The organism is Erwinia amylovora, assembly GCF_017161565.1.
GTDB classification, from domain to species: domain Bacteria; phylum Pseudomonadota; class Gammaproteobacteria; order Enterobacterales; family Enterobacteriaceae; genus Erwinia; species Erwinia amylovora.
The window spans coordinates 1,712,876-1,738,865 of the sequence record NZ_CP066796.1 but is presented as its reverse complement, the minus strand read 5'-3'; the positions used below and the strand labels follow the sequence as shown (position 1 = coordinate 1,738,865).

General features: G+C 52.3%; 25 protein-coding genes, 1 other RNA gene and 1 other annotated feature. Of the genes, 10 read left to right on the top strand and 16 right to left on the bottom strand.

The window, feature by feature from the left end:
- Positions 1–13 precede the first annotated feature (13 nt).
- Together ydiK and rprA are read left to right on the top strand one after the other, a co-directional pair.
- Entirely contained in the window at positions 14–1,138 is a 1,125-nt protein-coding gene (gene ydiK / locus JGC47_RS08110; RefSeq protein WP_004157401.1) for an AI-2E family transporter YdiK, read from the top strand.
- A 264-nt stretch (positions 1,139–1,402) separates the two neighbouring features.
- Positions 1,403–1,516: antisense sRNA RprA (gene rprA, locus JGC47_RS08105), an RNA gene on the top strand.
- Between the two features lie 83 nt (positions 1,517–1,599).
- On the opposite strand, the gene ppsA is transcribed toward rprA, so the two are convergent.
- A complete protein-coding gene (ppsA, locus tag JGC47_RS08100) occupies positions 1,600–3,975 on the bottom strand; it encodes a phosphoenolpyruvate synthase (RefSeq protein ID WP_004157400.1) in 2,376 nt (791 codons plus the stop codon).
- 471 nt (positions 3,976–4,446) lie between these two features.
- Here ppsA and ppsR point away from each other — a divergent pair, with 471 nt between their 5' ends.
- Complete coding sequence (ppsR, locus tag JGC47_RS08095; RefSeq protein WP_004157397.1) at positions 4,447–5,280, top strand: posphoenolpyruvate synthetase regulatory kinase/phosphorylase PpsR; 834 nt, start codon at positions 4,447–4,449, stop codon at positions 5,278–5,280.
- Between the two features lie 368 nt (positions 5,281–5,648).
- Here the strand turns inward: ppsR and JGC47_RS08090 are convergent, their stop codons facing one another.
- Positions 5,649–5,918, bottom strand: a complete 270-nt coding sequence (locus JGC47_RS08090; protein WP_033477586.1) for a hypothetical protein — start codon at positions 5,916–5,918, stop codon at positions 5,649–5,651.
- Positions 5,919–6,318: 400 nt separating this feature from the next.
- Here JGC47_RS08090 and JGC47_RS08085 point away from each other — a divergent pair, with 400 nt between their 5' ends.
- The 4 genes from JGC47_RS08085 to JGC47_RS08070 are packed head-to-tail and all read left to right on the top strand — an operon-like array spanning position 6,319 to position 9,938.
- Positions 6,319–7,350: a hemin-degrading factor gene (locus JGC47_RS08085; RefSeq protein ID WP_004157395.1), complete on the top strand. Its 1,032-nt coding sequence runs from the start codon at positions 6,319–6,321 to the stop codon at positions 7,348–7,350.
- Positions 7,302–8,168, top strand: coding sequence for a heme/hemin ABC transporter substrate-binding protein (locus tag JGC47_RS08080; RefSeq protein ID WP_004157394.1), 867 nt, complete (start codon positions 7,302–7,304; stop codon positions 8,166–8,168). The genes JGC47_RS08085 and JGC47_RS08080 overlap by 49 nt, the downstream gene beginning before the upstream one ends.
- Positions 8,165–9,166 (top strand): FecCD family ABC transporter permease, encoded by a 1,002-nt coding sequence (locus JGC47_RS08075; RefSeq protein ID WP_004157393.1) that lies wholly within the window; start codon positions 8,165–8,167, stop codon positions 9,164–9,166. Before JGC47_RS08080 ends, JGC47_RS08075 begins: the two co-directional genes overlap by 4 nt.
- Positions 9,159–9,938, top strand: a complete 780-nt coding sequence (locus tag JGC47_RS08070; protein ID WP_004157392.1) for a heme ABC transporter ATP-binding protein — start codon at positions 9,159–9,161, stop codon at positions 9,936–9,938. Before JGC47_RS08075 ends, JGC47_RS08070 begins: the two co-directional genes overlap by 8 nt.
- Here the strand turns inward: JGC47_RS08070 and JGC47_RS08065 are convergent.
- A complete protein-coding gene (locus JGC47_RS08065) occupies positions 9,935–11,374 on the bottom strand; it encodes a protein adenylyltransferase SelO (RefSeq protein ID WP_004157390.1) in 1,440 nt (479 codons plus the stop codon). The genes JGC47_RS08070 and JGC47_RS08065 overlap by 4 nt on opposite strands.
- A gap of 119 nt (positions 11,375–11,493) precedes the next feature.
- Positions 11,494–11,661 (bottom strand): hypothetical protein, encoded by a 168-nt coding sequence (locus JGC47_RS08060; RefSeq protein WP_162010771.1) that lies wholly within the window; start codon positions 11,659–11,661, stop codon positions 11,494–11,496.
- Here JGC47_RS08060 and JGC47_RS08055 point away from each other — a divergent pair.
- Positions 11,654–12,064, top strand: coding sequence for a hypothetical protein (locus JGC47_RS08055; RefSeq protein WP_223386087.1), 411 nt, complete (start codon positions 11,654–11,656; stop codon positions 12,062–12,064). The two genes, JGC47_RS08060 and JGC47_RS08055, sit on opposite strands and share 8 nt — an antisense overlap.
- Positions 12,065–12,567: 503 nt before the next feature.
- Here the strand turns inward: JGC47_RS08055 and JGC47_RS08050 are convergent.
- From JGC47_RS08050 to JGC47_RS07995, 12 genes are all read right to left on the bottom strand, one after another.
- Positions 12,568–13,026, bottom strand: a complete 459-nt coding sequence (locus tag JGC47_RS08050; RefSeq protein ID WP_004157381.1) for an NlpC/P60 family protein — start codon at positions 13,024–13,026, stop codon at positions 12,568–12,570.
- Positions 13,027–13,261: 235 nt separating this feature from the next.
- Complete coding sequence (locus JGC47_RS08045) at positions 13,262–13,807, bottom strand: glutathione peroxidase (RefSeq protein WP_013036017.1); 546 nt, start codon at positions 13,805–13,807, stop codon at positions 13,262–13,264.
- A 313-nt stretch (positions 13,808–14,120) separates the two neighbouring features.
- The gene (locus JGC47_RS08040) at positions 14,121–14,747 is read right to left on the bottom strand and encodes a hypothetical protein (RefSeq protein ID WP_004157379.1); all 627 of its coding nucleotides are present in this window, start codon (positions 14,745–14,747) and stop codon (positions 14,121–14,123) included.
- Positions 14,748–15,038: 291 nt separating this feature from the next.
- Positions 15,039–15,338, bottom strand: coding sequence for an integration host factor subunit alpha (ihfA, locus tag JGC47_RS08035; RefSeq protein ID WP_004157378.1), 300 nt, complete (start codon positions 15,336–15,338; stop codon positions 15,039–15,041).
- A 4-nt stretch (positions 15,339–15,342) separates the two neighbouring features.
- Entirely contained in the window at positions 15,343–17,730 is a 2,388-nt protein-coding gene (pheT, locus tag JGC47_RS08030; RefSeq protein WP_004157377.1) for a phenylalanine--tRNA ligase subunit beta, read from the bottom strand.
- Positions 17,731–17,744: 14 nt separating this feature from the next.
- The gene (gene pheS, locus JGC47_RS08025) at positions 17,745–18,728 is read right to left on the bottom strand and encodes a phenylalanine--tRNA ligase subunit alpha (protein WP_004157376.1); all 984 of its coding nucleotides are present in this window, start codon (positions 18,726–18,728) and stop codon (positions 17,745–17,747) included.
- Positions 18,729–18,817: 89 nt separating this feature from the next.
- Positions 18,818–18,940: a sequence feature (Phe leader region), on the bottom strand.
- A complete protein-coding gene (gene pheM, locus JGC47_RS08020; protein WP_152525475.1) occupies positions 18,891–18,935 on the bottom strand; it encodes a pheST operon leader peptide PheM in 45 nt (14 codons plus the stop codon). Its footprint overlaps the feature before it by 45 nt.
- A gap of 139 nt (positions 18,941–19,079) precedes the next feature.
- The gene (gene rplT / locus JGC47_RS08015; protein ID WP_004157375.1) at positions 19,080–19,436 is read right to left on the bottom strand and encodes a 50S ribosomal protein L20; all 357 of its coding nucleotides are present in this window, start codon (positions 19,434–19,436) and stop codon (positions 19,080–19,082) included.
- A 77-nt stretch (positions 19,437–19,513) separates the two neighbouring features.
- The gene (rpmI, locus tag JGC47_RS08010) at positions 19,514–19,711 is read right to left on the bottom strand and encodes a 50S ribosomal protein L35 (RefSeq protein WP_004157374.1); all 198 of its coding nucleotides are present in this window, start codon (positions 19,709–19,711) and stop codon (positions 19,514–19,516) included.
- A 92-nt stretch (positions 19,712–19,803) separates the two neighbouring features.
- Positions 19,804–20,355 (bottom strand): translation initiation factor IF-3, encoded by a 552-nt coding sequence (gene infC, locus JGC47_RS08005; RefSeq protein ID WP_013036016.1) that lies wholly within the window; start codon positions 20,353–20,355, stop codon positions 19,804–19,806.
- Positions 20,356–20,358: 3 nt separating this feature from the next.
- Positions 20,359–22,287, bottom strand: coding sequence for a threonine--tRNA ligase (thrS, locus tag JGC47_RS08000; protein WP_004157371.1), 1,929 nt, complete (start codon positions 22,285–22,287; stop codon positions 20,359–20,361).
- Positions 22,288–23,493: 1,206 nt separating this feature from the next.
- Positions 23,494–24,249 (bottom strand): DUF481 domain-containing protein, encoded by a 756-nt coding sequence (locus JGC47_RS07995; RefSeq protein ID WP_004157369.1) that lies wholly within the window; start codon positions 24,247–24,249, stop codon positions 23,494–23,496.
- A gap of 449 nt (positions 24,250–24,698) precedes the next feature.
- Here JGC47_RS07995 and ghoS point away from each other — a divergent pair, with 449 nt between their 5' ends.
- Complete coding sequence (ghoS, locus tag JGC47_RS07990) at positions 24,699–24,989, top strand: type V toxin-antitoxin system endoribonuclease antitoxin GhoS (RefSeq protein ID WP_004157368.1); 291 nt, start codon at positions 24,699–24,701, stop codon at positions 24,987–24,989.
- A gap of 95 nt (positions 24,990–25,084) precedes the next feature.
- Positions 25,085–25,978 carry a fructosamine kinase family protein gene (locus JGC47_RS07985; protein WP_004157367.1) on the top strand — a complete coding sequence of 298 codons (894 nt, stop codon included), beginning with the start codon at positions 25,085–25,087 and terminating at the stop codon, positions 25,976–25,978.
- The last annotated feature ends 12 nt before the right edge of the window (positions 25,979–25,990 follow it).

Below are 25,990 nucleotides of genomic sequence, written 5' to 3'. Positions count from 1 at the left end.
TCATTGTTAATCGATGAAGAACGCGCAAAAAAGTTGGGACTTAGCACAGATCGTGTTTTCACTGCTGTTTATCAGCCTTACGATCGTCGCGTGTTTCTGGATAGTTCAGCCTTTTATCCTGGGGTTTGCCTGGGCCAGCATGGTCGTGATTGCCACCTGGCCACTGATGATTAAAATTCAGCGCCTGCTGTGGGGGCGACGCGCACTGGCGGTCATTACCATGACGCTGCTGCTGATTTTAGTTTTTATCATTCCTGTCGCTCTTCTGGTCAACAGTTTGATTGAAAACAGTGCGCCAATGATCGCGTGGCTTGGTTCCGGGCATCTGCAAATGCCCGATTTACACTGGCTGAGGAGCACCCCGCTGGTGGGCAGAAAACTCTATTCGGCTTACCACAATCTGTTCGCCGGCGGTGGGTCGGCGCTGCTTGCCCAGGTTCAGCCCTATATTGGCCGCACTACCGGTTTCTTTTTTGCTCAGGCCGGGCATTTTGGTCGTTTTATGATGCACCTGGGTTTGATGCTGCTGTTCAGCGTGCTGCTCTACTGGCGCGGCGAACAGGTGGGCCAGGGGATCCGACATTTCGCGTTCCGTCTGGCATCCCGCCGTGGTGATGCCGCGGTATTGCTGGCTGCACAAGCCATCCGTGCCGTGGCCCTTGGGGTAGTGGTCACCGCGTTAGTTCAGGGAGTGCTTGGCGGCATCGGACTGGCTATTTCCGGCATCCCGTTTGCGACCATCCTTACCGTGCTGATGATCCTGTCATGCCTGGTGCAGCTGGGGCCGCTGATTGTATTGGTTCCGGCAATAATCTGGCTTTACTGGAGCGGTGATACCACCTGGGGTACGGTTCTGCTTATCTGGAGCTGCGTGGTGGGCACGTTGGACAACGTGCTGCGTCCGATGCTGATCCGCATGGGTGCAGACCTGCCGATGATTTTGATCCTCTCCGGCGTTATCGGCGGGCTGGTCGCCTTTGGCATGATCGGGTTGTTTATCGGCCCGGTGGTGCTGGCAATATCCTACCGGCTTGTTTCCGTGTGGGTGCACGAAACCCCTGCCCCACATGAAAACCCGCTGGATGTGGTCGAGGAGCTGGCAGAGTTCGATGCTGATTCCCACCAGCTGAAAGTATAACCCCCCCCCTTTTTTTCGGCCAGCCCCGCTGGCCGAAATCATTAGCAAGCAGAATATTTTCTTAAGCAAAATTGCGCGACCTGGTTAACAGCTGACCTCTGTTTATCGCCTGTTGCGCCATTTTTGTTTGTCTGATGGGTTAAATTGGCTCTTTTTTACTCAATCGTGCCGGTAGCGAGCGGATCCTGCGCGCCAAAACATTATTGTTTATAATTAATGAGATGATTCCTAATGACTCCAAAAACACCTTTTCATACTATGGTTACAGGATTTGAAATCTTCCCACTGATTTTGAATTAACAGACTTACCCCCCTGAGTTAACTAAAGAATTGCTGTGTGTAGTCTTTGCCCATCCCCTGTGATGGGCTTTTTTTTGCCCTTAAAAAAGGACGATCGGTGAACCGATCGTCCCGGGCATTCAGAGCCGCCTGCCAGACAGGCGGCCCCTTAATACATTGTCTTATTTCAGTTCAGCAAGGCTAAGCCAGGTTTGCACCACCGTATCCGGATTCAGCGACAGGCTATCAATACCCTCGGCCATCAGCCATGCGGCGAAATCCTGATGATCCGATGGCCCCTGACCACAGATACCGACATATTTGCCCTGCTTTTTAGCCGCGCGGATTGCCATTGACAGTAATGCTTTGACCGCATCGTTGCGCTCGTCAAACAGTTCTGAAACCACGCCGGAGTCACGATCCAGCCCCAACGCCAGCTGCGTCATATCGTTGGAGCCAATCGAGAAGCCATCAAAGAATTGCAGGAACTGATCCGCCAGCAGCGCATTTGAGGGGATCTCACACATCATAATAATCTTCAGTCCGTTCTCACCGCGCTTCAGTCCCTGCCGTTCCAGCTCTTCAACCACCGCCTGTGCCTGTGCCACGGTACGCACGAACGGCACCATGATTTCGACGTTGGTCAACCCCATTTCATTGCGCACGCGTTTCACCGCCGCACACTCCAGGGCAAAGCAGTCACGGAAGCTGTCAGCGACATAACGGCCAGCGCCACGGAAGCCCAGCATCGGGTTTTCTTCCTCCGGTTCGTAGCGTTCGCCGCCCACAAGGTTGGCATATTCGTTTGTTTTGAAGTCTGACAAGCGCACAATCACCCGCTTCGGCGCAAAGGCAGCGCCAAGGGTCGCGATCCCTTCGGTCAGGCGACCAATATAGAACTCCAGCGGATCGTCAAAGCCTTTCATCATGTCACGGATCTGCTGTTGTAGCTCCGGGGTTTGCTGATCGAACTCCAGCAGCGCTTTCGGGTGAACGCCGATCATGCGGTTGATGATAAATTCCAGACGGGCCAGCCCGACACCTTCATTTGGCAGACAGGCAAAATCAAACGCGCGGTCCGGGTTGCCAACGTTCATCATGATTTTCAGCGGCAGAGCCGGCATTTCATCTACCTGCGAGCTTTTAACCTCGAAGTCGAGAAGATCCTGATAGACATAGCCCGTATCCCCCTCCGCACAGGAAACGGTGACTTTATGGCCATCGCGCAATATTTCCGTTGCATTGCCGCAGCCAACAACCGCGGGAATGCCCAGTTCACGGGCGATGATGGCAGCATGGCAGGTGCGTCCGCCGCGATTGGTGACTATCGCCGCGGCCTTCTTCATGATCGGTTCCCAGTCCGGATCCGTCATATCCGTCACCAGCACGTCACCTTTTTCGATGCGGTTCATTTCGCTGATATCGTGGATGACCTTCACCTCACCGGCACCGATGCGATGGCCGATAGCACGACCTTCTACCGCCACTTTGCCCTTAGCCTGCAGCGTATAGCGCTCCATCACCTGACCGTTGGAGCGCACCGTTTCCGGGCGCGCCTGAACGATAAACAGCTTGCCGGTATGGCCATCTTTCGCCCATTCAATATCCATCGGGCGCTGATAATGCTTTTCAATCTGCACCGCCTGCAAAGCCAGCGCTTCGACCTCTTTATCACTCAGGCAGAAGCGATCGCGGTCGGCTTGCGGGACATCTTCAATTCTTACCTGCTCGCCGTGTTGCTGCGAATCGGCGTAAACCATACGGATCTTCTTCGACCCCATCGTGCGGCGTACAATGGCGGGTCGCCCGCCAGCCAGCGTCGGTTTATGCACGTAGAACTCATCCGGGTTTACCGCCCCCTGCACCACCATTTCGCCAAGACCGTGTGCGGCGGTGATAAACACCACCTGATCAAAGCCAGATTCGGTATCAATGGTAAACATAACGCCGGAAGCAGCGAGGTCTGAACGCACCATGCGCTGTATGCCTGCCGAAAGCGCCACGCCACGGTGATCGTAGCCTTGATGCACCCGATAAGAGATAGCCCGATCGTTAAACAGGGAAGCAAAAACGTGTTTTACCGCGACCAGCACCGCATCATAGCCCTGCACATTGAGGAAGGTTTCCTGCTGACCGGCAAATGAGGCATCTGGCATATCCTCTGCCGTGGCAGAAGAACGCACGGCAAACGAGGCCTCGGCATCATCAGCAGACAGCTGGTTGTATGCCGAGTGGATTGCCTGTTCCAGCTCGGGCTGGAACGGCGTATCAATTATCCATTGGCGTATCTGTTTACCCGCTTTTGCCAGCTCATCAACATCATCAATATTGGTCTTATCCAGCAGCTCATAGATACGCTGATTGACGCCGCTTTGATCGAGAAACAGGTTGAAAGCTGCTGATGTTGTCGCAAAACCATTGGGTACCGAGACGCCCAACGATGACAAGTTAGTTATCATTTCACCCAGGGAGGCATTTTTCCCTCCCACCCGATCGACATCATGCATTCCTAGCTGGTTATACCAGAGCACGAGCGGCACTTCGCCTTTATTGGACATTAATGCAATCCTTGTAATAAGTAATGAGGAATATAAGGGTACAGTGTGACTTTATGAGACTGGCACAGATGAAAGGGGGAGATAAAGCGTTGAATCGCTCTGGCTGGAAAAAAGAATAACTTTAAGAATTGTCCGTTTAAATAGCCGCGTCTCAGACGAGTTACATTTTACAAAATACCTTTACAAACATAGAGTTGAAGAATTTTCTTATTGATTGGCGCAGTAATTCCCCACTGCCGGGTATTAATTCCTTATAAGAATGATTTTGTAAATGACGGCGGTTAAAAGGCATAGTATTGGCAAATATTATGGCCTGAGCCCATCACGCTATCATCTCCCCGCATTTATCCAAAATAAAAATTTCATATTCTATTATGATGATTTTTTTATTTTTTTCTTCTGACCGATCCCGATTTGCTTCAGGAGGGGAATTTCACTTAGTCTGAACGGAAAACCACACCCGGAGATAAAATGGACGTGAGCGCCGAACGCAGTGTTTTTTATATTTCTGATGGCACGGCCATTACGGCTGAAGTTCTTGGCCATGCCGTAATGTCGCAATTTCCTGTTGCTATTCAGAGCTTTACTCTGCCGTTTGTTGAAACGGTACAGCGCGCTCAGGCGGTGAAGGCCCAGATCGACGCGCTTTACCAGCAAAGCGGCTTGCGTCCGCTGGTGTTTATCTCCATCGTTACGCCGGTCATACGCGATATCATTTTGCAGAGTGACGGCTTCTGTCAGGATATCGTCCAGTCTCTGGTCGGCCCGCTTCAGCAGGAGCTGGGATTGCACCCGGCACCGGTTGCTAACCGTACGCATGGTCTTACTGCAGGCAATCTTGGCAAGTACGATGCACGTATTGCCGCCATCGACTACACCCTTGCTCACGATGACGGCATCTCTTTGCGTGGCCTGGAAGATGCCCAGGTGATCCTGTTGGGGGTGTCACGCTGCGGTAAAACGCCTACCAGCCTCTATCTGGCGATGCAGTTTGGTATTCGGGCGGCTAATTATCCGTTCATCGCCGATGATATGGATAACCTTAAACTGCCAGCGGCCTTAAAACCTTTCCAGCATAAGCTTTTCGGCCTGACCATAGATCCGGAGCGCCTGGCTGCCATTCGTCAGGAGCGAGCTGAAAATACCCGCTATGCCTCGCTGCGTCAGTGCCGTATGGAAGTCGGAGAAGTAGAAGCGTTGTTTCGCACTCATCAAATTCGCTACCTGAACAGTACCAACTATTCGGTGGAAGAAATTGCCACCAAAATTCTCGATATCATGAATCTGTCGCGACGCATGTACTGAACGCCGGAGCACCAGGCGGGAATTAACCTTATTCCCGCTTATTGACAATTGACATGATCCTCTTCCGCTTTGGGGTGAGCGCCATGATCCTCCGGCGTTCCTGCCGTTGCGAACACTGAGTCTGAGAGAAAGTGATAAGTAACGGATGCATTGCGGATCGCGCGCGACGAAAGCCTTGTGATAGCTGCAAAATTGCAGAACAGGGATCCCCGACTGGCGCATCGCTGCTGATAACGTGACAGCGTCACGCATTCCTCTTACCCTTGTCATTCGCGCCTTGCCAGAGTATACGCACCTGTTTTCAGCAACCGCGCACCGTCACGGGCCGTAAATGACTGATTTCAGATCCGCATGCTGATGATGACAGTTCACGCCCCAGTGACGCACAGGCGTTGGCGCGTAAGCGCCTGCCGGACATGGACGCCACCGGCCTGTGCAACGCCGCCGAAAAGTCTGATCCGTTGGGTAATGACTTCCGCGTTGTCCTGCCCGCCGGGCTTGATAAACGGCGTCGATGGCAATCCAGGCATCGCGGTAGAAGGCATCCGTGCCGCTCGAATCAGCCACAGGTTACCGTCACCGGATAAATGTGGCCAAATGACGGGTACCGAACCAGCGGTAACCCTTCTGACCATCATGGGCGATGGCAAAATCCTGAGTATCACCCGGCAGATATCGCTGCCAAAAACAGCATGCTACCGATGTGGCGCAGCAAACAGGTGATGATCCGCGAGTGACTGCGGTCATATTCATCGACAGCTTTCTGCCGGAGGGATCACAAAAAATTCATCCCGGCATTCCGCTGTTTCAGGCTTAATCCATCGCCAATCCCTGCCTGAGCCGAAGTGCTACAGCAGCGGGCCGCTGCCGTTGATAGCCGTTTTTAATTGACCGGACTGCCCCCCCGAACAGCCCGCTTTCTTCTCGTCTGTGCCTGTTTTATCCCACTATTTCTACTTGCACGCCGCCCGGTTTTGTTGATAATGATTATCATTCCAAAAATGGACCGCCCGCTACCTCTTTGTAAGGACTACAAAAATGATTGCACGCTATCAACGCTTCCTGGAACTTAAAGCACAATACCCGCAGAAGCACGCCCGTGAACTGGCCGCATTAATGGGGATCGCGGAGGCGGAGCTGGTCGCGGCCCGCGTCGGACATCAGGCACAGCCGTTACGGCCGCAGATGCGTGAACTGTTACACGCGCTGGAAGCCGTGGGGGAAACCAAATGCGTTACCCGTAATGAGTATGCCGTTCATGAGCATCTGGGCGTCTTCAGCCATGTTCGTATTAATGAACACGCGGGGATGGTGCTTAACCCGCGCGCTCTTGACCTGCGCGTGCTGATCAACCAGTGGGCCAGCGTCTGGCATGTACGGGAAATCACCGGGCATGGCGCGCACCAGAGTATTCAGTTTTTCGACCTGTATGGCGATGCGGTGCTGAAAGTCTACGCCACCGCTCACACCCACCTCGAAGCATGGCAACAGCTAATTGACAAATTCCGCCGCACAGACGGGGCTGCGTTCAGCGTCGCTCCCGCCGTTGCGGCACGTTTTGCCGGGGAATTTGATGCAGGCCAGGCAGAAAAGGAGTGGCGCGCGATGACTGACGTGCATCAATTCTTCCGTCTGCTAAAAAAACATGACGTTTCCCGGCAGCAGCTGTTTCATGCGGTCAGTAATGATTTGGCACAGCAGGTCGGTAATCAGTCGCTCTCTTATCTGCTGGAGACCGTACAGCAGCAGGGTAACGAGATCATGATCTTTGTCAGCAATCGTGGCTGCACGCAGATCTTCACCGGAAAAATTGCCAGGCTGGTGCCGAAGGACAACTGGCTGAACATCTTCAATCCGGCCTTTACTCTGCATGTGCAGGAGCATCATATCGCCGAAAGCTGGATCACGCGTAAACCCACCGCAGAGGGTATCGTCACCAGCCTCGAACTGTTTGCCGCCGACGGCACGCAGATCGCCCAGCTTTATGGTCAGCGCAGTGAAGGCCAGCCGGAGCAATCCACATGGCGCTCACAGCTTGCCTGCCTGACTGCCGACGGTATTGCCGTATGAAAGCCTGTTTACTCACCTTGCAGATCTTATTGCTGACCTTCTCCGCGACCGCCACAGAACGCATCATCAGCATCGGCGGCGATGTCACCCAGATTATTTACGCCCTTGGTGCACATCAGAATCTGGTTGCGCGCGACAGCACCAGCCTGCATCCCGCCGTAGTGCAGGAACTGCCTGACGTGGGTTATATGCGCCAGCTGAATGCGGAAGGCATTCTCGCCCTGAAACCCACTCTGGTTATCGCCAGCGAACTGGCGAAGCCGGCGCTGGCGTTACAGCAGCTTGAACACAATGGCGTAAAGGTGGTGACGATCACCGGACAGCCCAACATCGCTGCAATTAATCATAAGATCGGAACCATTGCCACCGCTTTGCATCGTGAAGCCGCGGGCAAAGTACTCCAGAGAAAAATCGCCAGCCAGCTGAACAGCTTATCGACTGCTCCCCTGCCGGTAAAAGTGCTGTTCATTGTGACGCATCAGGGAATGACACCGCTGGGTGCAGGAAGCGGCACTTCTGCCGATGCAGCCATCCGCGCTGCCGGATTGCAAAATGCCATGGCGGCGGTTCAGCGCTATCAACCCTTATCCCAGGAAGGGGTTATCGCCAGCGCGCCGCAGTTAATTGTCGCCACGGCTGACGGTATACGCACTCTGGGCGGAGCTGAAAATGTGTGGCAGCTGCCCGGTATTGCGCTGACGCCAGCCGGTCAGGCACAGCAGCTATTGATTGTCGATGATATGGCGCTGATGGGTTTTGGTATCGATACCCCGGCGGCGATCGGTCAATTACGCCAGGCTGCGGAAGCTCTGCCATGAATTCATCGCGTTCCGTGAGCTGGCTGTGTGTGCTGTTTCTCCTGCTGCTTATTCTGGCGCTCTGCGCCGCTAACACGGGTGCGATGAAACTGTCGCTGCCGATGTTATGGCAGTCGGGTGGTGACGGCAGCCTGTGGCAAATTTGGTTTAGCATCCGTCTGCCGCGCGTGCTGTTGGCGATGCTGGTCGGCGGTGCACTGGCGTTATCCGGTTGTGTGATGCAGGGCTTATTTCGTAATCCTCTGGCCGACCCCGGTCTTTTGGGTATCAGCAGCGGGGCCGCGCTGGCGGTGGCCATCTCGGTGGTGATCCCCCTGTCTTTACCCGGCGCCCTGATGCTATATCTGCCGCTGCTGGCCGCATTTTTTGGTAGCCTGATCGTGACGCTGGTCATCTTTGTGTTAAGCAGCAAAAGATCAAGTGGTTTAAGCCGTTTACTGCTGGCAGGCATTGCAATAAACGCCCTGTGCGGTGCAGCAGTAGGCGTGCTGTCATGGCTGAGCAATGACCAGCAGCTGCGTCAGCTTTCACTCTGGGGCATGGGCAGCCTCAGTCAGGCGCAGTGGCCGACGGTGTTGCCCTGTGCCTCTGTTGTCCTGCCGTGTATGTTTCTGGTACAACGCCTGGCACAGCGCCTTAACCTGCTGCAGCTCGGGGATGAAGATGCTCATTACCTGGGGGTCAACGTTGCACGTACTCAACGTTATTTGCTGGTGCTGAGCGCTTTGCTGGTGGCGTCTGCCGTTGCGGTCAGCGGAGTGATTGGTTTTATTGGCCTGGTTGTGCCACATCTGATGCGCTTTTGTCTCGGCGGCGATCATCGCTGGTTGCTGCCATCTTCACTGCTCGGAGGCGCAATTTTGCTGCTGCTGGCCGATACCCTCGCCCGTACTCTGGTGGCTCCTGCAGAAATGCCGGTAGGTCTGTTAACCAGTCTGATCGGTGGCCCCTGCTTCCTGTGGCTCATTCTGCGTCGTCAGGGAGGTTCACATGGCTGATTTGCTCACCGCGAGTGAATTATGTTACAGCCGCGGACAGCGCCGGTTGACAGACAACATTTCGCTAAGCCTGCACCCGGGTGAACTGGTGTCGCTGATCGGACCTAACGGGGCCGGCAAGTCGACGCTGCTTCGTCTGTTAAGCGGGTTTCTCACGCCGCAATGCGGTCACTGCCTGCTGAATAATCAACCGCTGGCACAATGGTCTCACGGCCGGCTGGCCCGGCTGCGGGCGGTGATGCGCCAGCAAAGCAGCATGGCGTTCTCACTTAACGTGTCCGACGTGGTGGCGATGGGGCGCGCACCGTGGCCGCAGCAGGCGGTAAAACCGGTGGTCGAGCAGGTGATGGCCCTGACGGGGTGTGATCAATTAGCCAACCGTGACTATATGCAGCTTTCCGCTGGCGAACAGCAGCGGGTCCAACTGGCTCGCGCGCTGGCCCAGCTGTGGCGACAGGATGGACCACGCGGCTGGCTGTTCCTCGATGAGCCGACTTCAGCACTGGATCTCTATCACCAGCAGAATTTATTGCGTTTACTCTCTCAGTTAACGCAGCAGTACCCCGTTAGCGTCTGCTGTGTGCTGCACGACCTGAATCTCGCCGCCCTGTGGTCCGACCGCGTTATGCTGTTGGCTAACGGGCGTCTTGAGGCTCAGGGTAAGCCGTATGATGTGATCAACGAAGCCATGTTAACCCGCTGGTATCATGCCGATGTACTGGTGCACCCACATCTTAGTGAAAGGGTGCCGCAGGTGGCGCTACTTCGTTAGCTGGAGCAGCTGACTTCCAGCTTTTTCCCCCAATCCGGCGGGCGGCGCGCCAGATCGGCAAACTCCGGCGCATCGGCATACGGCTGCGACAGGGCCTGATGCAGGCGCGCCAGCACGCTGATATCATCCTGTTCAGCCCGTTCTATTGCCTGCTGCGCCAGGTAATTACGCAATATCAGCGCCGGATTCGCCAGTTTCATTGTCCGCTGGCGCTCTTCGTCGCTGCATTCTTCTTTCAACAACCTCTGACGCCAGACGTTGTACCAGCTGTCGAAGGCGTCGCGGTCGATAAACTCATCACGCAGGGGCGATCGCGACTGCAGTTGCTGGATCTGGCTAAGCTGACGGAATGTGCGCGTGTAATCACTTCTTTCCCGCGTCATCAACGACAGCAATCCGGTAAGGATGTGATTGTCGTCTTTCCCTGGGGTGAGCAGCCCAAGTTTGGCACGCATCTTTTCACCCCAGCACCGCATCAATTCTGGCTCATAGCCGGCCAACGCCTGTTTAAGCTGCTGTGGACTCATCAATCCCGATAACGCATGAGCCAGGCGATTCAGGTTCCACAGGCCGATCGTTGGTTGATTTTCGAAGCTGTAGCGCCCCTGATAGTCGGAATGATTGCAGATGTAACCTGGCTGGTAGTCGTCGAGAAAACCAAAGGGACCGTAATCAAGCGTCAGGCCGAGGATCGACATATTGTCGGTATTCATTACTCCGTGAGCAAAACCGATGCTTTGCCAGCCGGCGATCAGCCGCGCGGTGCGTTGCACCACATCGCTAAACCACAACAGATATTTGTCGCGCTCCTGCACCCACTGCGGCCAGTGGTGGCGAATGACATAGTCAGCCAGCTGGGTGACTTTTTCCGGCTGCCCCAGATAGTAAAAGTGCTCGAAGTGGCCAAACCGCACATGGCTTTCGGCCACGCGCAGCAGCATCGCGCCAGTTTCAGTCGTTTCACGGTATACCGGCTCATCGCTGGTCACGACCGTCAGCGCCCGCGAAGTTTTGATGCCAAGATGGTGCATGGCTTCACCGGCAAGAAATTCGCGCAGCGTAGAACGCAATACCGCCCGGCCATCGCCCATGCGCGAATAGGGCGTAAGACCGGCCCCCTTCAAATGCCAGTCAAATTTCCGCCCGTCGGGCAACTGCTGCTCACCAAGTAAAATCCCACGTCCGTCACCCAGCTGCCCTGCCCAAACGCCAAACTGATGCCCGCTGTAGACCTGTGCCAGCGGCTGCATACCCTCAGGTAAACGTTCACCGTTCCACAACCCGACATTTTGTGCCTGGAACAGGCGTTCATCCAGCTTCAGCTCCCGGGCCAGCCCGGCATTGTGATACAGCAGGCGCGCGTTTTTCAGCGGCGTGGGTTGCTGCGCGGTGTAAAAACCGTTCAGCTCGTTATACCAGGTATTATTGAATTTCATGCCACTTCTCCGGGCGCCATCGGGAACAGCCCCGACGGCGACACAATCTTGTTAGTGTAAAGCGATGGCAGAAGAGTAAACAGCGATATTTTACAGGGTTATTACCTCACCGGCGCTGGCTACTGCCTGGTTGTTTCCAGCAGGTTGGTGACTGCTTCTTCGGCCACCGCCGCAAATAACGCCCGCTGAATACCGTCGAAAGCAAACGGACGAACGATTTGCAGGTCGGCGATGATTACCTGTCTCTTGCACCGCCACGTCCTGACAGGGCGATTTGATGTGGTCAAGAATAGCGCCAATAAATGGCTGAAAGGATCAGCGCCTGATATGACGATCGAGATAACCTTTATCGCGCTTAATACGGTAAAACAGATTGTCAAACACGGCTTTCGACATTGTCTTACCCGCACGGTATGGATTACGTTAATTTCATTACTCAGTCCCGGCATAAAAAACATCTTATTTTTCCGCCGTGATACCCGGAAAGTTTTCACTCACCTCCAGGTCAATACAGTCCGGCTGGTGCACTTATTTCAGCAGAAGATCGCTTGCAGGAATGGCTTGAGCCAGCGTCCTGTAAATATTGATAGCCAGATTAATGTTAGTGTTGATGAAATATTTATGATTTATTGCAATGACAATAATTTCATTTTGCAACAACAGGATACGCTATCGGCGATCGCGCTGTGACGTTAAAACTCCTGCGGCACGGGCACATGTGACGCTGCGAGAGCAAAGTGAGATAGCACTTCCGTTACCGCCAGCTGCCAATCTGGCGCATAAATCGGGCAAATAGCGTGATTAATTTGCTAATCCGCTTGCAGATGGCGGTTCATTTAATTTGCCATGTTAAACGGTTTTCTGCGAAACCAGTTGCAACCGAGTGATAAGCACCGGAACCCTGGCATTGTCACCGCGCCGACATGCAACCGCTCTGAATTTATGCCAGCATACCGCGACACAAAGTTAAGATGAAAACGACGGAAATTGTCCTTATCTGAATGGCTCTGCTAACCAGGGATAATTTGTCAAATTTGAGTCAATGACTTCTTAACTCAATCCGCGGATTGAAGTCATAACCAGTGCACTTAAAGGGGATTCGCATAATAAAGCAATTTGATGCAGTTCTGACGCCAGCAAGGCAGACAGACGTTTATTGTTGTTAAATACGTCACTGCGCTTGGTTAATGAGATCAAATACGCCTTGCCTGCCAGAAAGCTTTTTGCCAGTAAACATTGTCCAGCGACGATCGCGTCACTCCCCGGCGGGTAGAAGCATGAATAAAATGACTGTCAGTATCGTATATCCCGACATGCAGTCCGTTTTGACCTCTGCCAGTTTTAAAGAAAACCAGATCTCCGGGTAACAGCTCTGATTTGTCAATGCGCGTGCCAACATCGGTTTGTGCCGAAGTTGTTCGCGGTAGCTGCAAATTGAAACGCTCACGAAATGTCAGGTAAACAAAGCCTGAGCAATCAACTCCACCGCGATTCATACCGCCATAGCGATATGGCGCACCGCGCCACTGGTCAAGCTGATCGTTCAATTGGGCAATAACGGCAACAGAATCGGAAAGCTTTGCATTCGGTCCAGGCGCATGGCTACTGCAGCCAGCCAGAATCATCACTATTAACACCAGGTAATAACGCATGATGCACGGTCCTTTATCGTCCAGGACGTTAATTTAGCGGTAAAACCCGTTGCTTAGCAACATTTGCCTGATACTCATCTGATATCAAAAGACCGGGCTGGCTTTCGCAGCAATCAAGGCAGCCAAAAGTGAGCCGTTTCTGTGGCGGCCAGTCATATCATCTGGCCGTTTTCATTTTATGAAATAATCAAATCACGACGTCAGGAGAGAGCAACATCCGCCATGCACGGCGATGTTATTCTGCCAGCGCCTTTTCGACACAGGCCAGCAGCAGCGGATCGTTGGGCGCCATATCGGGAGAGAAACGCTCAACCACCCGTCCATCCCGAGCGATGAGAAACTTCTCAAAGTTCCACAGAACATCACCATGCTGTTTCGGCGCACGTCCTTTACTGGCCATACGTTCGGCAAATACGCTGTTTTCAGGCGCGGTAGCTTCAGGCCGGGCCGCAATCAGCTGCGCGTAAAGCGGGTGGCGCTGCGGGCCGTTAACATTGATTTTGCTGAACATCGGGAAGGTCACACCGTAGTGGGTGCTGCAAAACGTTTTTATTTCCGCTTCGCTACCCGGCTCCTGCTGCAGAAAGGCATTGCAAGGAAATCCCATCACCGTCAGCCCCTGCTGGTGCAGCATTTTATGTAGATGTTCCAGCGCTTCGTACTGCGGTGTCAGCCCACATTTTGAAGCCACATTGACCACCAGCAGGACATCTCCCTGCCAGCGGGCCAGGCTGGTTTTCTCACCTTCCAGCGTTATCAGTTCAGTTTCGTACAGATTCATTGTTTTTCCTGTTTTGCTGACAGACATCACTGTACCCCAGCCGTAAGCGGTCGCGCAGTGAAAAAAATATTGATTGCAGTGTTCGGTCACGCTGGTTAATGGCGGCCACCGTTGGCACCTTACCTGGCAACCCTGGTGTTTAGCTTTGACGCGCATTCCGGCATCACAAGCGCAGATATGCCGTAAAAAAACCACCCTGAGGTGGTTTCATGTACATGCGGGATAAGCGCTCCCGGAGTTTTAGCACGGGCATGCATAACAGGTCACGCTTTAAATCTGCAGCAACCATGCAAAAATCCGGCAATACGGCTCATCACGATGGAAGTTTTAACTTGGAGATAATTGCCAGCCTGTTTTGATAATGCCCCGGATCACCCCAAAGCCATTGCTCGTAGTGTCCGACTTCATCATCAGTCTTGATTTCATGTAGTTCACACGACTGCATGTCATAAGCATAGACTTTCAGCCCATAGGCCAGTGCGTCAAACATACGAGCCTGCCAGAAAGACATGCCGTCATGCGTTTGGTTCATGTCGGACACGATCACATCGTATTTTTCAAGCAGGTAACGCAAGAAAACCCGCCCGGCCAGGTCGTAAAGCTCTTTCCTGTGTTGGCGTTTCTGCGTTCTCCATACCAGGACCTGGGTCACTGGACGACAATTCAGAAAACTATCAGGCTGGATCAGCACTCGATTGTAATACGCCACATCTTCGGAAACATCGTTAATCAATGCCAGTTCGAAGTGACTTTGGGTTATTCTGTCTTTCAGGCGATCGTCGATGCGAACCAATCGATAACCCGGTGAGACCGTGAGACCTTTGATGGTAATTTCTTGAGCATTAGAAAGCTGGGAGTAAAGGGCGCGGTTATCCTGGCCTTCGTTCAAGTGAGCGAAAACCTCGTTAACCTTTGTAGCATTTACCAACTTTGTCGGCATAGCCTACCCCCGCTTCATACAAGAAAAACTGATACAGCAGCCAGTGTACCGCCGTACCCGCATATAATCAATTTTGGTTTATCCCACAGGACTGTAATGCATTGATGCAAATTCATTCTGCAAGGCAAGGAAGCAAAAACCAGACGGATGCGATCTATACTTTGCCCAAACATCAGGATTGACCAAAATTTACAGGATTCATGCTGCTGATAAATGACTGATAATAAATGTAAAATATTGAAATTGGCGGCATAAAAAAGGCCGCTTACGCGGCCTTTTGAACGACGGCTATTAATCTTCTTTTGGCGTGGCGTTCTCGACCCGGCTTTTGAGTTTCTGGCCTGGTCTGAACGTGACTACCCGGCGAGCCGTGATAGGAATATCCTCACCCGTTTTAGGATTTCTTCCCGGGCGTTGATTTTTGTCGCGAAGGTCGAAGTTGCCAAATCCTGACAGTTTGACCTGTTCACCGTTTTCCAAAGCACGACGCACTTCTTCAAAAAACAGTTCAACCAGCTCTTTGGCATCACGTTTGCTAAGCCCGAGCTTTTCAAACAGGTATTCAGACATTTCAGCTTTTGTAAGCGCCATAGGTTCAATCCCTCAAGGATGCTTGGAATCGCTCTTTTAGTGCCTCTACACATTTTGCAACGGTAGCGGCAATCTCCTCTTCTTCGAGTGTCCGGCTGGTATCTTGTAAAATCAGGCTGATAGCGAGGCTCTTAAAACCTTCATTTACGCCCTTACCACGGTACACGTCAAACAAGTTTACGCCAACTACCTGATTTGCGCCAACTTTCTTACACACTGTGACGATATCTGCTGCTGGCACGTTTTCAGCAACGACCACTGCGATATCACGGCGGTTTGCCGGGAAGCGCGACACAACACTGGCATCAGGCAGGACGCGGTCTGCGACCTTGTCCCACAGTAATTCGAACGCCACCGTACGGCCATTAAGACCCAGCTTGCGTTCCAGTTCAGGATGCACGACTCCGATAAATCCAATGTGCTCACCGCGTAAATAAATTCCGGCGCACTGCCCGGGATGCAGTGCCGGATTGGCTGCTGCGACAAAACGGATATCGTCAAGTTTGCCAGTTAGCTCCAGAACAGACTCTAAATCACCTTTTAAATCATAGAAGTCTACCGTATCGCGCGCCAGGTCCCAGTGCTCCTCATTGCGCTGTCCTGCAATAACGCCTGCCAGCATAATTTCCTGGCGGATGCCGAGGTTTGCCTGCGTATCAGGTACAAAACGAAGACCGCTTTCGAACAGGCGCACGCGTGACTGCTGACGATTCTGGTTATAAGCGACCGCTGCAAGCAAACCGCTCCACAGCGACAGACGCATCGCTGACATCTCAACCGATATTGGGCTTGGCAATACCAGGTTATCTTCACCTGGGTGCAACAGCGCCTGAGTTTTAGGGTCAACAAAGCTGTAGGTAATCGCTTCCTGATATCCTTTGTCCACCAGCAGTGCTTTCACGCGTTTCAGCGACAGGTCAGCTTCGCGATGTCTGGTCATCACCAGGCCAGCCTGTACGGGCACATCAGGAATATTGTCGTAGCCATAAATGCGTGCGACCTCTTCCACCAGATCCTCTTCAATCGAGAGGTCAAAGCGCCAGCTGGGAGCAACAGCCTGCCATTCGCCCTGTCCTTCGGTGACTTCACAGCCAAGGCGACGCAGAATATCACTCACCTCTGCGTCTGCAATCACATGCCCGATAAGACGATCCAGCTTTTCACGACGAAGGGTGATGGTGCTGCGCTGCGGTAAGGTGGATTCATCAGTCACGTCAATTACCGGGCCGGCTGCGCCGCCGCAGATATCCAGCAACAGGCGGGTAGCACGTTCGATAGCTTTGAATTGCAGCGCCGGATCAACGCCACGTTCGTAGCGATGAGAGGCATCGGTATGCAGGCCATGCCGGCGTGCGCGTCCGGCAATGGACAGCGGGCTGAAGAACGCGCATTCGAAAAGCACGTTCTGCGTCTGCGGGTTGACGCCAGAGTCTTCACCACCGAATATGCCCGCCATCGCCAGCGCTTTATGTTCATCGGCAATCACCAGCGTATCAACACTCAGTTTGGCTTCGCTACCGTCCAGCAGCTTCAGCGTTTCACCTTCTTCAGCATGGCGCACCACGATACCGCCAGCAATGCGGTCGAGGTCGAAAGCATGCATCGGCTGGCCAAGCTCCAGTAAAACATAGTTGGTGATGTCTACAACCGGATCGATCGAACGAATGCCGCAGCGGCGCAGTTTTTCCTGCATCCACAACGGGGTTTGCGCCTGCACATTAACGCCTTTGACTACCCGTCCAAGGTAACGCGGACAGGCATCAGGCGCATCGACGCGGATTGGAAAAGTGTCCGGCAACGTCGCGACAACCGGTGTAATATCCACTTCATTCAACGGCAGCCTGTTCAGCACCGCGACATCACGAGCAACGCCGATAATCCCCAGGCAGTCTGCACGGTTTGGCGTAACGCTGATCTCAATGGTGTTATCATCCAGCTGAAGATACTGACGAATATCCGTGCCGATTGTCGCGTCCTGCGGCAGCTCAATGATCCCGTCCTGTTCGACGGCAATACCCAGTTCTGAAAACGAGCACAGCATGCCTTCGGACGGCTCGCCGCGCAGTTTGGCGGCTTTGATTTTAAAGTCACCGGGCAGAACGGCACCCACTGTCGCCACGGCTACTTTCAGCCCCTGGCGGCAGTTAGGCGCGCCACAAACGATATCCAACAGGCGATCGCCGCCCACGTTGATTTTAGTCACGCGCAGTTTGTCGGCATTGGGATGCTGAGCGCATTCGACCACGTCACCAACTACCACGCCATGAAAAGCACCGGCAACCGCATCCACGCCATCCACTTCCAGACCGGCCATAGTGATTTGTTCGCAAAGCGCTGCACTGTCAATGGCCGGGCTGACCCATTCACGTAACCAGAGTTCACTGAATTTCATTGATTTACCCGCCCTTATTTAAACTGTTTGAGGAAACGCAGATCGTTTTCGAAGAAAGCACGCAGATCCGTTACGCCATAACGCAGCATGGTCAGACGCTCCATTCCCATACCAAACGCGAAGCCGGAGTAAACTTCCGGGTCAATACCCACATTACGCAGCACATTCGGATGGACCATTCCGCAGCCCAGTACTTCCAGCCATTTGCCGTTTTTACCCATCACATCCACTTCGGCGGAGGGTTCGGTAAACGGGAAGTAGGATGGACGGAAGCGCACCTGCAATTCTTCTTCAAAGAAGTTGTTCAGGAAATCATGCAGAGTGCCTTTAAGATTGGTAAAGCTGATGTGCTTATCAACAATCAGGCCTTCCATCTGGTGGAACATTGGCGTATGGGTTTGATCGTAATCGTTACGATATACGCGGCCGGGGGCGATGACGCGGATCGGGGGTTGCTGATTTTTCATCGTGCGGATCTGTACACCAGAGGTCTGAGTGCGTAGCAGGCGTGTGGCGTCAAACCAGAAAGTATCGTGATCGGCACGCGCCGGATGGTGCCCGGGAATATTTAACGCATCAAAGTTATGGTAGTCATCTTCAATTTCCGGGCCGGTTTCTACTGAGAATCCCAACTCGCCAAAAAAGGTCTCAATACGATCGATGGTTCGGGTTACCGGGTGCAGCCCCCCATTCTCTATCCGGCGTCCGGGTAGCGAAACGTCGATTGTTTCCTGCGCCAAACGCGCATTCATTACCGCAGACTCCAGCGCGTTTTTCTGCGCATTTAGCGCATCCTGTACCTGCTGTTTAGCTTCGTTGATCACCGCACCTGCCGCCGGGCGTTGTTCAGCAGGCAGTTCACGCAAGGTGGTCATCTGGAGCGTGAGATGCCCTTTTTTTCCCAGGTATTCGACGCGAACGTTATCTAACGCGGCGACATCCTGAGCATGGTTGATGGCGGCTAGCGCGCTCGCCACCAGGTCTGCGAGATGTGACATGCTTTCCTCTTCTTCCAGCCACGCGGCCGGTCTGTTTTGTGTCAGGACGTATGGTCGCCCGGTAATCACTGTGTTTCATTGGCGCTAAAACGAAAAAAGCCTCCACGAGGGAGGCTTTCAGCGCGATTTTTCGTTTCTTTTCTAAGCGCAAAGCCCCGGAGATCAGGTGCTAAAGTAAAAAAAGAAACGAAAAAGAGCAGCATTCATGCTTGCATTACCTTGTTGCAGTCTCGTTATCGGCATGGTCTATTGGAAAGCCGGCGGATAAAAATGTCAATCTTTTGCTGAAGTTGCATGAATAAAATCGATAAACATAAAAAAGAGGGGGCCAGGCCCCCTCTTCAATCTGGCTTACGCCAGTGCCGATTTCGCTTTTTCTACCAGAGCAGCGAATACTGCTTTGTCGAATACTGCGATGTCAGCCAGAATCTTACGGTCGATTTCGATCGAAGCCTTTTTCAGACCATTGATGAAACGGCTGTAAGAGATTCCGTTAGTGCGGGCTGCAGCGTTGATACGTGCGATCCACAGCTGACGGAACTGACGCTTACGTTGACGACGGTCACGGTAAGCATACTGACCAGCTTTGATAACAGCCTGGAAAGCAACGCGGTAAACGCGTGAACGCGCACCGTAGTAGCCTTTAGCTTGTTTTAAGATTTTCTTGTGACGTGCGCGAGCAACTACACCACGTTTTACACGAGCCATTTAGCTCTCCTGTTTAATATTCTGTTTTACCCTTCATCGTTCGTAACGAATTCTGTTGGGTACTAAAAAAGGGTTACTTATGCGTACGGCAGGCAGGCGATAACCAGACCCAGATCGCCTTTAGACACCATACCTTTAGGACGCAGGTGGCGTTTACGCTTAGTAGATTTTTTAGTCAGAATATGACGCAGGTTAGCGTGCTTGCGCTTGAAGCCGCCAGAAGCGGTCTTCTTGAAGCGCTTGGCCGCGCCACGTACAGTTTTAATCTTTGGCATTTAAAAAATATCCACTTCGCATTGTTGATAAAATGAACCAGACAGGCGAACCACACCGCGCACCGAAGCACGCGGGGTGATGACTTTAGGGCCTACTGCTTCTTCTTGGGAGCGAGCACCATAATCATCTGACGGCCTTCGATCTTCGTAGGGAAGGATTCGACAACTGCCAGATCGATGTCTTCACACAGATCTTTACGGACGCGGTTAAGCACTTCCATGCCGATCTGCTGGTGCGCCATCTCACGGCCACGGAAACGCAGCGTGATTTTGGCTTTATCGCCATCTTCCAGAAAGCGAATCAGGTTGCGTAGTTTTACCTGATAGTCGCCATCATCGGTACCAGGACGGAATTTGATTTCCTTAACCTGGATAACTTTTTGCTTTTTCTTCTGTTCCTTAGAAGATTTGCTTTTTTCATAAAGGAACTTGCCGTAATCCATAATACGACAAACGGGCGGTTCGGCGTTAGGGCTGATCTCTACAAGATCAACACCTGCTTCTTCAGCTTTTTCTAAAGCTTCATTCAGACTGACAATACCAATCTGTTCGCCATCGACGCCAGTCAGACGAACCTCAGTAGCGCGAATTTCTCTGTTTATGCGATTAGGACGCGCCGGTTGAACTCGTTTTCCGCCTTTAATACTTTATTCCTCCAATTGATGAAGATTGCGACTGCGGATTTCATCCTGCAGCTTCGCGATCGCTTCGTTTACGTCAATGCTGCCTAAGTCTTTACCGCGGCGGGTGCGAACGGCCACTTTGCCAGCTTCCACCTCTTTATCTCCACAGACCAACATATAAGGCACACGACGTAATGTATGCTCGCGGATTTTAAAGCCAATCTTCTCGTTTCTCAAGTCCGCTTTTGCTCGAATGCCCGCATTTTGCAGTTTTCGGGTTAATTCTGCAACATATTCGGACTGACCATCGGTGATATTCATCACCACAACTTGTAGCGGAGCCAGCCAGGTTGGGAAGAAACCGGCATACTCTTCGGTTAATATCCCGATAAAGCGCTCCATGGACCCCAGTATGGCACGGTGAATCATCACCGGCACCTGGCGCTCATTACTTTCACCCACATAGGACGCACTTAAACGGCCCGGCAGTGAGAAGTCCAGCTGTACGGTACCACACTGCCACGCACGGTCGAGACAGTCATGTAGGGTAAATTCAATTTTCGGGCCGTAGAATGCGCCTTCGCCCGGCTGATATTCGAACGGAATGCCATTTTCTTTGAGCGCAGCGGCCAGATCGGTTTCTGATCGATCCCAAAGCTCGTCGCTACCAATGCGCTTCTCCGGGCGCGTGGAAAGCTTCACCACGATCTTTTCAAAGCCGAAGGTGCTGTACATGTCGTACACCATCTTGATACAGCTGTTAACCTCATCGCGCACCTGCTCTTCAGTACAGAAGATATGCGCATCATCCTGGGTGAAGCCACGCACGCGCATCAGTCCGTGTAGGGCACCAGATGGCTCATTGCGATGGCAGCTACCAAATTCAGCCATACGCAGCGGCAGGTCACGATATGATTTTAGACCCTGATTGAAAATCTGCACGTGTCCCGGGCAGTTCATCGGTTTGATGCAATATTCACGGTTCTCTGAAGAGGTGGTAAACATCGCCTCTTTGTAGTTTTCCCAGTGGCCGGTTTTTTCCCACAGCACACGGTCCATCATAAATGGCCCTTTCACTTCCTGGTACTCATACTCTTTCAGCTTGGTGCGTACAAAGACTTCCAGTTCACGGAAAATGGTCCAACCATCATTGTGCCAGAACACCATGCCCGGCGCTTCTTCCTGCATATGATACAGGTCAAGCTGCTTACCGATTTTGCGGTGGTCGCGTTTCGCCGCTTCTTCCAGGCGCAGCAGATAGGCCGCCAGCTGCTTTTTATCGGCCCACGCGGTGCCGTAGATACGCTGCAGCATCTTGTTATTGCTGTCGCCACGCCAGTATGCGCCGGAAATTTTCTGCAATTTGAAATGATGGCAGAATCGCATATTCGGCACATGCGGACCGCGGCACATATCAACGTATTCCTGATGATGATACAGGCCAGGGCGATCGTCATGACTGATGTTTTCATCAAGAATGGTCATTTTGTAGTTTTCACCACGTGCGGCGAAAGCATCGTGTGCTTCCTGCCAGCTGACAGTCTTCTTGATCACGTCATAATTCGTCTCTGCCAGCTGGTGCATGCGTTTTTCCAGCAGTTCGATATCTTCCTGGGTCAGCGTGCGATCGAGATCAACGTCATAATAGAACCCGTTGTCGATAACCGGACCGATAGCCATTTTTGTATCGGGCCACAGTTGTTTGATCGCATGCCCCAGCAGGTGTGCACAGGAGTGACGGATAATTTCCAGACCGACTTCGTCTTTAGCAGTGATAATCGCCACGCTGGCATCTGCCGTGATCGGGTCAACGGCATCAACCAGCTCACCATTGACACGCCCGGCGATACAGGCTTTTGCCAGCCCGGGGCCAATATCCAGGGCAATATCCATCACGCTGACAGCGTGGTCAAACGAGCGCTGACTTCCATCAGGAAGCGTAATTACAGGCATGAAACATCCTTAATTGCAGTGGTAACCCACACGAAAGGCTACATACATCATGAGTTTTTGTTTATACATCAAACAGTGTTACTTGAAACCGACTCACAGTTGCCCGTTTGGTAAGCTGTTTGGTACACATAACCTGACAGTGTGCATTTGCTTAACACTTATCAAGGGGGGCTTATCTTACACTTCAGAGAGGTGAATTGCACGGGTGGGTGTTTCACTGCACCGAAGTAAAATAAGGGCAATATGATGCTTACGGCAGCTGAAATCAGGTCACATAATGATTTCCCCTCTCACTGATTAACAGGTTGCTGGCATAACGTCTGTTGTCACATTGTCGCCCCTCCCCGACAAAATGTAATACATGCTGTCAGGATGGCGTCAAAAGCGGGATATATCACCTCGCTGGCAAGAATAAATCAATCAGCTGTTAAAAATCGCCTGTACGATGTGCATTGCAAATCTTTCTTCAGCATTACCAGAACTGTTTATAGCACTTATTCTCATAAATACGCGCCATCTGTATTGCTTTGGTGACAGGTGGCTTATTTAAAAATGTTACAACTCGCTTTTATAAGACAGCAATGCAGGCTGCTGCTAGCGATAATAAATGGCTACCGGTTTATTTTGACCCCATAAGGAGTAAACGGAAGTCTTCCGTAAGCGGGAAAACACTTTGAACCCCTACTGCCGGGACATTTCTCCAGGAATAAGCTAAAATTAAGGGCCCTGAACAACCTGCTGATAAGGAATACATGTCTACGTTCAGGCGGCGTTAACGGACGTAATTATGGTAAACAGTGAGATAAGTGACCTGTCAGATACCGGTTTAAAAAAGCCAACGCGCAAAGAATAATTGAACTCGAAAATATTGCAGGGTTATTAAATAACAGATATAAACCATTACGTTCTGGCACTGGAGAAATAACTTCTCCCGTTCGGCATCCGGCATCTTAACGTATTGTATCGGAACGGAAAAAATCGAAAACGCAATATACCCCTCAAACAGTTTTGACTGCATTGATATTGACAACGCTACATCGTAACGCATTCGAGGAAGATCCCTGCATAAGGCAAAAAATATCGGCAGCTTTATTTTCAGGCCGGAAATGAGCACGTCAGGTACGACTTAATAGCTTCCTTTAGAGCTCGCCATTAACGCATGAAGCCGGAAGAAATAAAAACGGGCCGAAATGGCCCGTCATGACATTACAGCGCGTAAGAGAGCGTAATGGTGGTTTTGGTATCGGTACGATCTGGTGCTGATTCGGGTGGACTCTGGTTCCAGGTGACGTTGTAAGCCATTTTCAATGCAAAGTGGTCGTTAATACCAACCTGCAAGCCGGTTTCGGAGTTCAACGTGGTATCGTCGCTACCCAATACGGAAATACCCTGAATAAATTTCGTATTGTCGGTCAGCTGCCACTGATAGCTCAGTGCGCCATAGGCCAGTGCTTGTGTTTCATGCCCGCCTTGATGATATTCGTCATAGCGCACACCCGGACCGGCTTCCACTCGCAGCGAGTGTACCGGGCCATTCAGTAGCTGACGGCCGTAACCGGCGGCCAGTATCGAACGACCGTCGTATCCGTTGAAACGATCGCTCAGCCAGCTTGCCTGTCCAAACAGATAATCAGCACTGTTGAGGTTATAGCGAGTACGCGCGCCAACCTGGTAAGTTTCTGATGAACGCTCATCGTTTGAAGAGGTATTGCTGGCGTTACCCCACAAGCTGTAAGCAAAGCTCGGGGTATACCAGGTCAGGTTTGTATTAGCCGTAGCAGATGAACTGGTCGTATTCCCGGACTGAGCCAGGTAACCCGCAGCGGCATTACCTTCAAAATCTTTTTTGGCGGTGGAGGGATCATCCATAACGGTGAAGACATTGGTATCCGCTAAAGCTTGTTGACAAAATGCTCCCCCGGAGAGCAGTAAGACGACAGTGAGTTTGTTAAGCGCTTTCATTAGAATGTGACCCGTACGACGTTTAAAAGGAGTGAGTGTGAAGCGTTTTAAGGGACGATCATTGCTCTTCACGCTAAAAATCGCAACAAATAGTTAATTCGCTTTTATCCATTAGCATCCCGGCCAGGCAGCCCGTTTCACCGGGGATCTTCCCGTAGCGGCGCGCATTATAAGGGGGAAACTGCGAGAAAACACCAGGAAAGCGATGAGAATTACTGCTTTTAATCCGTTATCCCTTACGCGACCTCTGCTCACTGCAAGAAATGTCACGGTGATGCAGCGATTACTTTACCGCGGATAATTTCTGCAAGCCGCACTTTCACCTGATTTTATTCCAACCTGACGTTATCTTGCGGGCCACACCTTATTCAGGCTTACGCGATGCGAGCAGCAACGCAACATCCGCAATGAGCTACGCTAAACAAAGCGTTCACTTGAGGAGGCTGGAGATGAGCAATGATGAAATAAAGCAATATGTGGTGTCATTTCGATACCAGGAGAAAGGATTATCAGACCTGTTGCAACTGGGTAGCATACTGGCGAGCGCCGGGTTCACCACCACCCTGAACGATGCCAGGGGCCAACCGCATGAGTTGGGAAGCAACAGCTTTGGTTTCGTCAGTACCTTGCCTGAAGACAAGGTGCGTCAGCTGGCCAGGGGCTTAGGGGAAAAGGGACTTGGCATTTTACCTGAGGTTGACGTGGAAATTTGGCAGCCGCACACCCCCCCTCTCACCTGAATTTGGATAAAAGTTGAAGCGGTGTGTGCGCTATCGCTAATTTTGGTTATGCTTTAATCATTCAACGTCAAATCACAGATGAATAGGAGTGTCCTGTGTGGTCATCTATCGGTCGTCTGTTGAGTGAGCAACTGGGTTCGTCAGCCATCACCTCCCGCCGTAAGCTGGCTGGCGGTGAAGTCCATCCAACGTGGTATCTGCGCTATGGCGAGCACGACGTGTTCGTAAAATGTAATCATCGGGACATGCTGGATATGTTCACCTGGGAAGCCGATCAGCTCCAGCTGCTGGCCCGCAGCCAGACAGTGCGCATACCAGCGGTGTATGGCGTTGGAAGCGATCGCGATACCAGTTTCTTGCTGCTGGAGTACATACAGCCGCAACCGCTGGATGCACAGGGCGCTTTCAAGTTGGGACAACAGCTGGCGAGGCTGCATCAGTGGAGCGAACAGCCACAGTTTGGCCTCGATTTTGACAACAATATTACCACTTCCGTGCAACCCAACAGCTGGCTGCGGCGCTGGTCGGCATTTTTTGCTGAACAACGCATCGGCTGGCAGTTGCAGCTTGCCGCAGAGAAAGGCATTCAGTACGGAGATATGGAACTGATCATCCAATGTGCTCAGGCTGCGTTGCATACGCATCATCCACAACCTTCGTTACTGCATGGCGATTTGTGGCCGGCAAACTGTGCCGGAAGTGACAGCGGCCCGTGGCTCTTCGATCCTGCCTGCTACTGGGGAGACCGGGAGTGCGATCTGGCGATGCTGCCCTGGTTCCCGTTTTTTCCCGGGCAGGTTTCCGACGGCTATCAGTCAGTCTGGCCCCTGCCTGAAGACTTCCAACAACGTCAGCCGGTCTATCAACTCTATTATCTGTTAAACCGGGCCAATGTCTTTGGCGGCAGCTGGCTGACAGAAGCCCAGCGGGCGGTAGGCTTACTGCTTGAGGTTCAGGAAGGAATAGTGCACCACGCGCGGCCGGCCTGATGCCGACCTGCG